The organism is Paenibacillus sp. CFBP 13594, assembly GCF_014842675.1.
Lineage (GTDB): Bacteria > Bacillota > Bacilli > Paenibacillales > Paenibacillaceae > Paenibacillus > Paenibacillus amylolyticus_B.
Genome location: NZ_JACYVQ010000001.1, coordinates 475,345 through 487,607, shown reverse-complemented (window position 1 = coordinate 487,607; position 12,263 = coordinate 475,345). Strand labels below are relative to the sequence as shown.

General features: G+C 45.1%; 15 protein-coding genes and 1 riboswitch. Of the genes, 2 read left to right on the top strand and 13 right to left on the bottom strand.

Going from position 1 to position 12,263, the window contains the following annotated elements; all coding sequences use genetic code 11:
- Positions 1-114 precede the first annotated feature (114 nt).
- Positions 115-585 carry a low molecular weight protein-tyrosine-phosphatase gene (locus IFU39_RS02355; protein WP_192131089.1) on the bottom strand — a complete coding sequence of 157 codons (471 nt, stop codon included), beginning with the start codon at positions 583-585 and terminating at the stop codon, positions 115-117.
- Position 586: 1 nt separating this feature from the next.
- A complete protein-coding gene (locus IFU39_RS02350) occupies positions 587-1,288 on the bottom strand; it encodes a trimeric intracellular cation channel family protein (protein ID WP_076210112.1) in 702 nt (233 codons plus the stop codon).
- Positions 1,289-1,470: 182 nt separating this feature from the next.
- Here IFU39_RS02350 and IFU39_RS02345 point away from each other — a divergent pair, with 182 nt between their 5' ends.
- Both IFU39_RS02345 and IFU39_RS02340 read left to right on the top strand, forming a co-directional pair.
- Entirely contained in the window at positions 1,471-2,112 is a 642-nt protein-coding gene (locus tag IFU39_RS02345; protein WP_192131088.1) for a thiamine diphosphokinase, read from the top strand.
- 296 nt (positions 2,113-2,408) lie between these two features.
- Positions 2,409-2,909, top strand: a complete 501-nt coding sequence (locus IFU39_RS02340) for a C40 family peptidase (protein WP_091020733.1) — start codon at positions 2,409-2,411, stop codon at positions 2,907-2,909.
- 109 nt (positions 2,910-3,018) lie between these two features.
- Here the strand turns inward: IFU39_RS02340 and IFU39_RS33365 are convergent, their stop codons facing one another.
- The 11 genes from IFU39_RS33365 to IFU39_RS02285 all read right to left on the bottom strand — a co-directional run bounded on the left by IFU39_RS33365 (position 3,019) and on the right by IFU39_RS02285 (position 12,232).
- Complete coding sequence (locus IFU39_RS33365; protein ID WP_105599110.1) at positions 3,019-3,723, bottom strand: response regulator transcription factor; 705 nt, start codon at positions 3,721-3,723, stop codon at positions 3,019-3,021.
- A gap of 119 nt (positions 3,724-3,842) precedes the next feature.
- Entirely contained in the window at positions 3,843-4,898 is a 1,056-nt protein-coding gene (locus tag IFU39_RS02330) for a ThiF family adenylyltransferase (RefSeq protein WP_091020731.1), read from the bottom strand.
- Entirely contained in the window at positions 4,895-5,662 is a 768-nt protein-coding gene (locus IFU39_RS02325) for a thiazole synthase (RefSeq protein WP_105599172.1), read from the bottom strand. Before IFU39_RS02325 ends, IFU39_RS02330 begins: the two co-directional genes overlap by 4 nt.
- Before the next feature lie 2 nt (positions 5,663-5,664).
- Complete coding sequence (thiS, locus tag IFU39_RS02320; RefSeq protein WP_091020730.1) at positions 5,665-5,868, bottom strand: sulfur carrier protein ThiS; 204 nt, start codon at positions 5,866-5,868, stop codon at positions 5,665-5,667.
- Entirely contained in the window at positions 5,865-7,037 is a 1,173-nt protein-coding gene (gene thiO, locus IFU39_RS02315; protein ID WP_192131086.1) for a glycine oxidase ThiO, read from the bottom strand. Before thiO ends, thiS begins: the two co-directional genes overlap by 4 nt.
- Positions 7,038-7,054: 17 nt before the next feature.
- Positions 7,055-7,717, bottom strand: a complete 663-nt coding sequence (locus IFU39_RS02310; protein WP_192131084.1) for a thiamine phosphate synthase — start codon at positions 7,715-7,717, stop codon at positions 7,055-7,057.
- A 225-nt stretch (positions 7,718-7,942) separates the two neighbouring features.
- Positions 7,943-8,052, bottom strand: a riboswitch (TPP riboswitch).
- A gap of 72 nt (positions 8,053-8,124) precedes the next feature.
- Complete coding sequence (locus tag IFU39_RS02305) at positions 8,125-9,675, bottom strand: ABC-F family ATP-binding cassette domain-containing protein (RefSeq protein ID WP_036613631.1); 1,551 nt, start codon at positions 9,673-9,675, stop codon at positions 8,125-8,127.
- Between the two features lie 138 nt (positions 9,676-9,813).
- Positions 9,814-10,797, bottom strand: a complete 984-nt coding sequence (locus IFU39_RS02300) for a hypothetical protein (RefSeq protein ID WP_105599114.1) — start codon at positions 10,795-10,797, stop codon at positions 9,814-9,816.
- Positions 10,784-11,335 (bottom strand): hypothetical protein, encoded by a 552-nt coding sequence (locus IFU39_RS02295; RefSeq protein ID WP_105599115.1) that lies wholly within the window; start codon positions 11,333-11,335, stop codon positions 10,784-10,786. The genes IFU39_RS02300 and IFU39_RS02295 overlap by 14 nt, the downstream gene beginning before the upstream one ends.
- Positions 11,332-11,730 carry a hypothetical protein gene (locus IFU39_RS02290; protein WP_192131083.1) on the bottom strand — a complete coding sequence of 133 codons (399 nt, stop codon included), beginning with the start codon at positions 11,728-11,730 and terminating at the stop codon, positions 11,332-11,334. The genes IFU39_RS02295 and IFU39_RS02290 overlap by 4 nt, the downstream gene beginning before the upstream one ends.
- 16 nt (positions 11,731-11,746) lie before the next feature.
- Positions 11,747-12,232 carry a hypothetical protein gene (locus IFU39_RS02285; RefSeq protein WP_053780893.1) on the bottom strand — a complete coding sequence of 162 codons (486 nt, stop codon included), beginning with the start codon at positions 12,230-12,232 and terminating at the stop codon, positions 11,747-11,749.
- Positions 12,233-12,263: the final 31 nt, after the last annotated feature.

Below are 12,263 nucleotides of genomic sequence, written 5' to 3'. Positions count from 1 at the left end.
TGATACCGCTTACAATTGTAATCTGAAAAAGAAGCAGGATATCCTGCTTGCTTTAAGTGCTCTACTCCTGCTTCTTTGTCGAATTACAAATTGAGCATGAATTTCGTTTACTTTTTAGGCTAAGGAATGTTCCGCTTCAATCTTACTCAACAGAACATCGCAGCCTGCGTTAACCAGCTCGTACACCTCTTCAAAATTGCCTGTGTAATATGGGTCAGGTACTTCTCTGAGTTTTTCTTCGGGAAGCATGTCCATGAACTTGATGATGTCCGCCTCAGCTCCGCCTGGAACGTTGCGCACATTATCTGCATTCGAATTATCCATACATACAATGTAATCAAATTGAGTAAAATCTTCGCTGGCGAACTGTCTCGCTGCCATGTTTGCATAGGAAATCTGGTACGAATCCAGCAATTTTCGAGTCCCTTCATGCGGAGGTTTACCAACATGCCAGTCCCCTGTACCCGCAGAGTCCACACGAATCTGGTGTTCAAGCCCCTTCTCCACGACTTTGTGACGCAGAACGGCTTCAGCCATTGGTGATCTACATATATTGCCCAGACATACAAACAAAACATTAATCATATTAATCCCCCTTGCTTAGCGTACCTTGAAGTACCGACGATGTTGGCTGTGTCACAATGCTCTCCGGCTGAGGACTGACGTTCCCGGTCTCAGACGGCACCAACGAACGACGTGGCAGTTTCCATTTATAATGTACAGAACACATCCGGAAAAACACAACGGCCGCGAAACAAAGCAACAATCCGGCATTTGTTGTTAACCAACCCATACCTATAACAAAACCGGCTGTCATTGCCCATACAGCATAGATTTCGTCACGCAATACAAGCGGTTTACGTCCTGCAAGCACATCACGAATAACGCCCCCACCAATACCGGTCATTACTGCTGCAACGATAACTGCACTAATAGGATGTCCCATGTTCGCCGCGTAGAGAGCCCCTTGAATTGCAAATGCTGCGAGTCCGATTGCATCAAACAGCGCCTCTGTTCGCTTCCAGTGACTAATCCACTTGAGAGGTAATATAAACGCAATCGCTACAGATACTAAGGCTAACATAATAAGTGATCCCTGACTCCACAGTGTCGTTACAGGTATACCTATAAGTACATTCCGGATAATACCACCTCCGAATGCCGTGACAAGTCCAAGCACTAATACACCCAGAATGTCATACTCCTCTTCCATTGCCACAAAGGCACCGGACATTGCAAATGCGATAGTGCCTATAATGCTGAATACTTCAAAAATGTGTAAGTCCAACCTGTTCAAACCTCACTTTTCAAGTCATCTCCATGTCGCTCTACCCATTGTATCCGCGAGCACTGAAATTGTGCAACCACATTTTGTGGATTATACTGGTTTGGTGAATATATTTGTACAGGTTCCAACATTATATTTGAACAATGACTTATTTTGCTCTGAATTAGGAAGGATGAAATAAAATGACGGTGAAACGAGTGGTTATTTTTACAGGCGGAAACTTATCTGTAGAATTACTTCAGGAAATACGAGAAGATGATATGATCATCGCGGCCGATCGTGGTGCATTATTTTTAATTGAACACGGCATTCAGCCTCACATTGCAGTAGGAGACTTCGACTCCATTACTGAAGAGGAACGTATCATTGTAAGCAATAATAGCATTCGGTTCATTACATGTGACCCTGTTCATAAGGATCTGACTGATACAGAAATGGCTTTTGAGACAGCGCTAGATTATGAACCTTCTCACATCTTAATGTTAGGTGCTACAGGTACACGTATGGATCACACACTCGCCAATGTACATATTATGGTTCGCGCGATGCAGCATCATATCTCCTGTGCCATTCAGGACAAGCACAATTACATGACACTGACCACATCCAAAGCTGTTGTTGAGCACCGTGACTATAAATATGTTTCTCTGCTCCCCTTGACTCATGAAGTTGCAGGAATAACTCTGGATGGTTTTATGTATCCGCTAGATCAAGCCACCATTCGCATGGGACAATCCTTGGGTGTAAGCAACAAGCTCTTAGGCTCCTCCGGTACAGTCACTATTGATAGTGGCTTATTACTGATTATTCAGAGCAAAGATTGAATCTATTCGTATGCTTCATAGTTATTTATTACGTTTTTGTAACCAGTGATTCAATGAAGAAAATAGGTTCACACATAACAAAGACCCTTGATATTCAAGGGTCTTTGTTGTTTCATCTTAATTCTTCATCCGTCAATGATTAATTTTTTGACATTTTTAATCATATTTTAATAAACATACCCAAACCATTGTGGCGCAAGGGATTACACTCCCCTATCCAATTTCTAGGCTGTTACAAAGCTGTTATACTCGCTCTAGCAACTTAACGAAAACGAATTTTGGAGGTACTAACTAACATGAAAACAAACATCTTTGTCCAAAAGGCCGTAACCGTCGGGTTGTGCGCTACACTAGGTTTTGGAGCTGTACTAATGACTAACGCACCTGTTGCACAGGCAGCAACTGCTTCTGTATCCACAGGTCAACAAATTGTTAACTATGGCAAAAAATTCACTGGAACTCCATATAAATTTGGTGCTTCAACTTCAACAACCAAGGTTTTTGACTGCTCTTCTTTTATGAAATATATTTTCAAAAAGTATGGTGTAGATTTGCCGCGCACTTCCGTGAAACAATCCAAAGAAGGTAAAGCTGTGTCTAAAGCTAATCTGCGTGTCGGAGATCTGGTATTCTTCTCCAGTGGTAGCCGTTCTACCGGCTCCAATGTCACTCACGTAGGCGTATATGCCGGGAACGGCAAGATTCTGCATACGTATGGATCTCCAGGCGTAACCATCTCAGATCTAAACTCCGGTACTTGGAAGAGAACGTATGTTAAAGCTCGCCGTGTACTCTAGAACTTATCATAGCTAATCAGTAAGGACCGGAGGTTACTATCCGGTCTTTTATTTTTACCCTCTTTTTGCCACACTCTAAACTGGTGATTCATGGAACTAACTGCGTAATCTAATTTTTATCATGCAGCATATAACCGATCCCACGCACAGTATGAATCAGTTTTACACTCCTTCCTTTATCCACCTTAACCCTCAGATGTTTGATATACACATCCACAACGTTGGTATCCATCGCATACTCATATCCCCATACTTCCCGCAAAATATCACTCCGGGTACATGCTTCATTCACATGCAGGGCCAGATATTCCAGCAATTCGTATTCTTTTGGCGTTAATGTCAGGTATTCCCCCGCACGATTTACCCGCCTCGAACGCAAATTCACTTTAAGATCATGGACTACAATTACTTCTTCACCCTCTGGTGATGCATTCGCAAAAACACGCAATAAGTTTCGTATTCTGGCAAGCATCACGTTCAAGTGAATGGGTTCCTCCATCACGTCATTAGCTCCGTAATCCAGCCACTCCACGATGAATTGAGGAGATGCGTTAGACGTGATAACCAGTAGAGGTATAACCTGACCTTTATCTATCCATCGTTTTAACTCTAATTTCTGAGCCTGGCCACAATGTTCCTTCCCCTCTTCCCGGTCTACCAGGATGATCAGGTTAATATGCAGCAACGAAGGCTCGACGGATTGGTTTAGTTCAGACCACTCCATTCGTTGCACTTCATACCCTTCGCTACATAAAACATCCTGAATAAGGCTGACCCGCTCTCCTGCTCCAATAAGCAAAATGGCTGTTTTCACTCTTTTTCACCCGGCCTGTCTCTATCCCCACTGCTCGCAGCAATGGTTTGTACAGATAGCATGCCGTAAAATGAAAAAGTCCATTCCCTCAAGGGAACAGACTTTGCTTCTTTCTTGCTTTAACCAAAGTAACGATGGACGAGCGTACGTGCTTCAGCTGTGTCTTTTGTTCCGTGTACGAGGACACGTCCATCTTGGAAAATGACCATTCTATGGACTCCTGTTGTAAAAGAAACCAGAAACGGATTGGATTCCACTTTTCCTTCTTGAAGCCTGTTCAGACGATCCGCTGTATGTTGAAGATCCAGATTCATACGCCGTGCAGGTCGGATCTGAACGGTGTCCCTGCCACACAACACATCGGTTTTCTCCAGATTGGACGCAGAAAGATATGGATACGTTGCTGAAGTGCCGCAGGAAGGACAGTCTTGCTTTTTCGCACCATCCACATTAATGGATATGTATTCGTTCCTCCACACGTCAAATGACAATAACTTACGTCTCAATGCATTTGCATTGCCGCTAAGTAACTTCATCGCCTCTGCGGTCTGATTCGCCGTTACCATCTGTACGGCTTGAGGTATGATGCCAGACGTATCACAGGTATCTCCACCCAGAGGGACTTCACCCAGCAAACAATTTAAACATGGCGTATCTCCAGGCATAAATGTATAGGTAATACCGTAACTACCTACGCATCCACCATAAATCCAGGGAACACGGTGCTTCTGTGCCATGTCGTTAATGAGTAGTCGGGTATCAAAGTTATCCGTTGCATCCATGATCAAGTCGGTATGCTGAACGAGTTCTTCCAATTCATCTACTCTGACGTCCAAAACTTTCCCTTCCACATGAACCGTGGAATTAATGGCAGATAAACGTTTTTCCGCCGCCATTGCCTTCGGTATCCGCTCAAGCGCGTCCTGCTCTACATATAATTGCTGCCGCTGCAGGTTACTCCACTCCACATAATCACGATCCACAATCGTTAAGTGTCCGACTCCTGAACGAACTAACGTTTCTGCAATTCCTGTTCCGAGTGCGCCAGCGCCTACAATTAAAACTCTGCTGCCCTTTAATCTGGCCTGGCCTTCCTTGCCAAGTGGCGCGTACCGTTCCTGTCTGGAATAACGATCGGCCTGTTCTGAGGATGAGGATGTTAATTGATCTGTCATGTATGAACCATTCCTTCCACCGGACTACTGGCTGCTGCATAACGCTTTACTGGAATCATGCCTGCCTCATATGCCAGTCTACCCGCTTCTACCCCCAATCGCATCGCTTTAGCCATGCTCACTGGATCCCCTGATCCGGATACGGCTGTATTCAACAATACGCCATCTGCACCAAGTTCCATCGCATAAGCAGCATCTTTTGGGGAGCGCAACCCTGCATCCACAATCACAGGCACAACGGCCTGCTCAATGATGATCTCAAGGTTATAGGGATTGATAATGCCTCTGCCAGCTCCGATGGGAGAAGCGCCAGGCATTACAGCATGTACGCCAAGCAATTGTAGCCTTTTGGCCAGAATGACATCATCTGAAATATAAGGCAATACCGTGAAGCCATTTTCAAGCAAAATTTCGCAAGCCTTGTACGTTTCAATTGGATCTGGGAGTAACGTCATTCCATCTCCGATGACTTCAACTTTTATCATATCACAAAGTCCTGAAGCCCGCGCAAGCTCGGCAATCCGCACCGCCTCTTCCGCAGTGGAAGCCCCTGCCGTATTCGGAAGAAGTGTGTATTTGTCCAGATCCAACGTATCCAGGAAATGCTTCTGATTACGTTCCTCCAAATTCAGACGACGAACAGCAAAAGTCAAAACTTCCGTTTCAGATGCTTCCACAGCCTGACTTTGCACTTCCAGATCCGAAAACTTGCCTGTTCCGAGCAACAATCTGGACTCAAACGTATATTTACCAATGTTCAACATCATCAACCGCCTCCTACAAAATGTACAATCTCAATTCGATCGCCTTCTCTTAATGCCGTCGTTTCATGATACTCACGGGTTAAAATATGCTTGTTCAGCTCTACAACTACAGTCTTGACTTGCAGATCAAAAGATTTAAGCAGTTTATCCACACGATTCAATCTGTCTTCAATCTCCATCCGTTGACCATTAACGATGATATTCACTGCACCACTCCCTTTCTGTTCAATCGCTCCGGACTCAGCGCCTCAATTCCGAGTTCTTCTGAGATTTTGCCAGCGAGCAACTCAGCGATAAGCCTGCCTGTTATCGCACTAAGCAAGATACCGTTGCGGTAATGCCCAAAGGCGGCGAACAGCCCGGGTATACTCTTGCAAGAACCTATATAAGGCAATCCATCTGGAGTTGCCGGTCTTACGCCTGCCCACGCTCGTATAAATTGTGCTTCCTTCATCCCAGGCACCCAGTGGGTAGCCGCTGTTAGCAGCTTTTGAACACCCTGTACAGAAACGTTCAAATCCGTTCTGCCTGGCAGACTGGTTGCCCCAAGCCAAACTTCGCCATTGGCTTTGGGAACAATATAGATATCCTCTGCATACACCGTTCTGTCAGGTCTGTACCCTGCATGTTCATCTGAGAACTGAACGGCGGCTATTTCACCTTTCACCGACCACACAGGCAAGCTCAGATTTACATGTCTCATCAACTCTTCACTCTGTAATCCAGCCGCTATAATGACATGTTTGCATTTCATCTCACCGATCGATGTGGTGATCCCCTGCACGCCGTGTTCGTTTGCTTGCACACGTATATCCTGTATGTCCTCCATAACCCGTGCTCCCAATGCTTGAGCGGATTCGGCGTATGCCTTCGTTAGATGGACTGGAAGAATTTCACTCTCGTAAGGTCTGTAATAGGCTCCATACGTATCTCTGTTGAGCCATGATGCCTCCTGTTGCAAAACGGAACGATCCCACCATACCTCATCAGTAGAAGCAGACAACGCAGACTTCCGATTGTCCTTATACCTACTTAATTCACTGTATGAACGAAAAGGAGTTAGGAATCCCTGGCGTTGCAGGCCAGTCTCTACCTCACTGAGTGTAGCCATTAGCACCTTTTGTTCGATAAGTAACTGTCTACTCTGCCTGGCGAGCTTAGCCATCAAAGGATGAGCAAAATCCTCACTATCTGCCGCCAGCATTCCAGCCGCCGCGCAAGAAGTGCCTCCTGCAATCGCCGAACGCTCCAGCAACAGCACATCCTGTCCACGGGAAGCAAGCTCATATGCGATGGCACATCCAACAACGCCTCCGCCTACAATAATCGTTTCTGCATGAATCTTATCCGGTCTATCAGTAATGATCTTTTTCATCCTCTCATCTCCTTGATTCAGCGGCTCAGACCTTCTGTAGCAACGATACTCTGCCTTAATAATGCAGCCGCCCGATCCGGGGAAACGCTCGCCCATACATTCGAGATCACAGCAACTCCCTGTGCGCCTGCAGAGCGAATAGCCTGAATGTTTCCCGGTTTGATGCCCCCAATCGCCATGACAGGAATGGAGACACCAGAGCACACTTCAGCCAGAGCATATAATCCTCTTGGTTCAAGATCAGGCTTACTGTTGGTTGAGTAGACATGCCCGAAGAAAAGGTAATCGGCTCCCCGTTCTTCAGCGATTTTTGCCTCATCGATTGAATGAACAGATACACCCAGACGAATTCGCTGGACATTGCTTATAACAGCAGGGTTGTAGTTACGTATAGCCTCTTGCCCCCAATGTACACCGCCATAGATGTCATTCTGTGGTGGCAGTTCTGAACCATTGATAACGATGCGACAAGATGGAACGCCAACACCACGCAGACTTTCAGCCCAACCGATCTTTTGTTGCCACGAGAGTTGTTTCTCTCGTATATGGATGTAGTCCACCCATGGCCAAACGTCCTTTGCAGCTTTTACAAAAGATGCTTGATTCCCTACACCCGTAGATACAACATGCAATTCAAATGATTCGTGAACATGTCCATGAGAAATTACCGTACTGTTCATCTCCTTCCAGGCGTGAATGCTATGAAAACACAAAAAAGCCACTCCCGTAGGGGAGTGGCTGCGTGTTAATTATAGGACCAGATGACTGACTGAAGCATACAGTTCATTTCGTGTAATAAAGCTATAGACCTTATAGCCTTAACGTTATACACGCAACTGCATGTTTCAATTCGTTAAGCAGACGGTTGAAATCCTTTCGAATTGCCGTTGCTCACGTCATTCGCTGAAACGCGCTCGCCACTTCCCTACGCTGGTATGATCCAGATCAGGTGCAAAGGGTCCGGAATCGCATTCTTCCATCTCAGCCGCATCGTGCGGCCCCCCTAGTGTTCATATGAAGTTGTAGCCTATGTTACCATAGACGGATTTTTTTGTCACCGTCATTTCTGTTAAACATCTTGAATCTTCTAGTTTTTCTCAGACCATTCTTCGACATTCCATGTTTTGGTAACCCAACCCTCGTAGAAATCAGGTTCATGAGATACAAGTAACACCGTTCCCTTGAATTCTTGCAAAGCACGCTGCAACTCCGCTTTGGCTGTGACATCGAGATGGTTTGTCGGCTCATCGAATAAAATCCAGTTGCTTTCACGCATCAAAAGTTTGCATAAACGAACCTTGGCTTGTTCTCCACCACTCAGCATGTTAAGCGGACGGGTAATGTGCTCATTTTTCAACCCACAGCGAGCGAGATGACCCCGGACCTCATTCTGGGTCAAATGTGAAAACTCATTCCAGACATCCTCGATAGGCGTGATATTTCCAGCACGAACTTCCTGCTCAAAATAGGCCGTTTCGAGATAATCTCCCAAAAAGGTCTTTCCACTGAGTGGAGATATTTTACCCAGAATTGTTTTCAGCAGTGTCGATTTACCCACACCATTACAACCTACGATGGCAATTTTCTCACCACGTTCAATTGTCATCGTCATTTTGGGCAGCAAAGGATACGTATATCCAATTTCAAAATCAATGCCCTCAAAGACCGTTTTGCTGCTCGCGCGGGCATCCTTGAATTTGAACGTTGGTTTAGCTGCTTCATCCGGACGATCAATACGTTCAATTCTGTCCAGCTGTTTCTCCCGGCTCTTCGCTCGACCTGAAGTTGAAGCACGTGCCTTGTTACGCTGAATGAAATCTTCCTGTTTCTTGATGTACTCTTGCTGCTTCTCGTATGCATCAATATGCTGGGCTTTATTCATATCAGCCATCTCGAGGAACTTGTTATAGTTCGCTGCATATCTCGTTAATTTGGCAAATTCCAAATGATAAATGACATTTACGACTTCATTCATGAATTCCGTGTCATGGGAGATTAAGAGGAACGCGTGCGGGTAGTCCTTCAGGTAACGTGACAACCATTCAATGTGTTCTACATCCAGATAGTTGGTCGGCTCATCCAGCAAAAGCGCTGTAGGTTTCTCGAGCAAAAGCTTGGCAAGAAGCACCTTGGTACGTTGTCCACCACTTAGAGCTGCGACATCTCGATCAAGACCAATTGCGGACAAACCAAGACCATTGGCCATCTCTTCCACTTTTACGTCAATCAGATAAAAGTCGCCCTGTTCCAGTTGTTCCTGAATATCGCCCATCTCTTCCAGCAACTGCTCCAGCTTATCTGGATCTGCATCTGCCATCTGGTCCGTAATATTCATCATTTCTTTTTCCAATTCAAGCAACGGAAGGAATGCATCCTTAAGGACGTCACGAATGGTTTTGCCTGGCGTAAGCTTCGTGTGCTGATCCAGATATCCATAACGGACCTTAGGTGTCCATTCCACTTTTCCACTATCTTTAAGCAATTTACCGGTAAGGATGTTCATTAATGTTGATTTACCCACACCATTGGCACCAACAAGTCCTACGCGCTCTCCGGCAAGTAAACGAAACGATACATTTTTAAATAACGTGCGATCTCCAAAATTGTGACTTACGTTCTCTACTGACAATAAACTCATAAGATGAGGTTGCTCCTATCTATTAGACATTACTTTTGTTATTGTTCCGAAACCCTATTCTAGCACAGGTCCCGTCTTTTCTGAAAGTAATGTAAACAGTTCAGGAACCTCTTACATGATTTTGTCATGCAGGCTACCCTAACGATTAGAGCATTTATATTCGAAATAGCCCTGTGTAGCTGCTTGTCTTGCGTCTGTAAACACCTCTTCAGCACGGTAACCATTACCACATGTGGAGGGATAGTAGTACTTGATACCCGTTAAAGGATCTACCCCACCTACGATGGCGGTTTTCTTCACAAGTCTGCCTCCACCAATTGCGTAATTGTTGATCTTCTGGTCACCCACACCTATACCTTGGACAAAGGCCATAATCCCTGTATCGTTAATGGAGTTGTACCAATCTTCCTGCGCAATCAGGGGCATCGTAAACGTATAGGAAATACCGTTCTTTCTGGCAAACTCATTATGGCGGTTAATCACATCAGCCAGATCACCCTGAACAGTAGTCACAATCCGGCTTTGTCTAACTTGCTCAAATACGCTGGTATTCTGAATTAAAGGAATCTGTGTGGTTGAAGCCAGTTCTTTTTGGAATCCCTCAATCCATTTCCCTGCGCTTGCGTCAAAAGCATGTACGTAGTCGTCCATTGTAAAGTTAATACTGTTACCATCAGAATCTGAATATGTATAAGGTTTCTTGGGACTCCACACTTGCCTGAAAGAATCTTCACGGTGACCCGTCATCTCTGTTTCTGTGGACAACATATAATATCCATCATAATCCAGAATAACCACGGCAGGAATGTAATTAAACATGTTTCGAATAGCTGCGGGATCATCCTGAATCCCCATATTCAAAGCCATCGTCTGCGTAAATGTCAACAAGGCAAGCTCCTTGTCCGCTTTAACAAACTTGGTTGAATCATAACCTGCTTCATCATTTTGTTTCTCATTCTGATGCATGACTGCACCTGCATCCATGACTGCAGTTTGAAGTGCAGATCTGTATCGTTGGCCAAGATATTGAGCCTCTTCGGCATCTTGGGTATGGAGTGAGATGATCCAGAAGAGCGGGAAGAAGATCAGCACAAATACAATGGATAGCTCAGTAATCTTCATTGAGGACCATACCTCCGTATGTTACAAATACTGCTGAAGCCTGAGCCGTGCCACTCAACCATTCACGAATGAGCATGGAAGGTGTACGATTTGTATTCTGGAGCGTCACGGTGAAAAAATCCCCTGTCATCATCGTATATCTTCGGCCGGGATCATCAACCGGTATCACCCCTGAGGATGGGAATAGTCTTTCTCGAATCTGAGCTGCATAATATCCATCCTGCACTACCTCATAGGTCCCGTTAAAACTGTTATTGTCCATCGGGTCCGTATAATGAGGTACATATTTTTTATGTAAATGTTCCATCGACACCTCATACAGATTGCCCGTCTGTGCCAGTTGCTCCTCAAACTCAGTCAACATTCGAGGTGAGATATATCCTTTCGTGCGGACAGCATCAACAAAACGTGTTACATTCTGAACAGCCGTCATACGTGTTATATCATCCTGCCGATCGGCTGTTTCAGCAGCTGGATACACATAGAGCAGAAGGACTGCGAGCAATACGGCAAGCAGCTTGGATGCGGCATTAATCAATTCATACTGGCCTCCTTCAAAAAAACAATCTTGAGCAGTTCTCCAGTTTCATTTCGTATAAACTCCGGTCTGTAGGTAGCATCGAGCTGGACAGGAATAGTCGCTGTTTTGCTGACAAGTGGATCGATCACATACGATGTCCCATCTACCTCCACAGGAATGCTAGTGCCTGTCATCTGTCTCACAGTATGCAACACTTCCGCACCACTATACTGATACGGATTGGTGGTATGCAGTGTTGTTGCCAGCCGACCTTCCATACCTGCTGTTGTCCGTACTCTGTCATTCAATGAAGCTGATAAAATCTTAACATTCAGTTGCCCGTACAGGCAGGCTGTCACAAACAGGACAACCGCCGTACAAAACAACATGAGATGCTGTGTATTCCGGGACATGTTAAACCAACTCCTGTCAGGATTGCTGGAAGATCAGCCCTCTTACCACGTTGGATCGGTCTTTTACGATAATGGCTTTGAATTTACCACTTGGATTGACATATTGATTGTCCTTTTCACTCATGGTCTGGTTAATAATCCCCACTTTATCGTCAGGAGCAATAACCGAGCCGTAGTCCGCATTATTGAGATCCTGTGAAATGTTCAATTGATTGCCGTACCATTGACCCCCTTTATTTTTACCTGTAATGACTTGAATACCGAACTGATCCTTGTCCGCATATTTACGCAACGCATTCGTTACCTGTGATCCACTGATGGTTGTTCCGTCATACACGGTAAATGCAGCCTGAGACAACTCGGTCTGGATATCAGCAAAATTGTTCTGGGCCGTCTTGGTTGCCTCCTGAGCCGAAATAAACAACAGAACTACAATTGTGATCAAAGCGATTGTTAAGAATATCCCTGCCGCCACCTTTAAAGCGCTTGATGCATTGTTCATGATAAATCCTCCCAAGTTATAAGTTATTAAA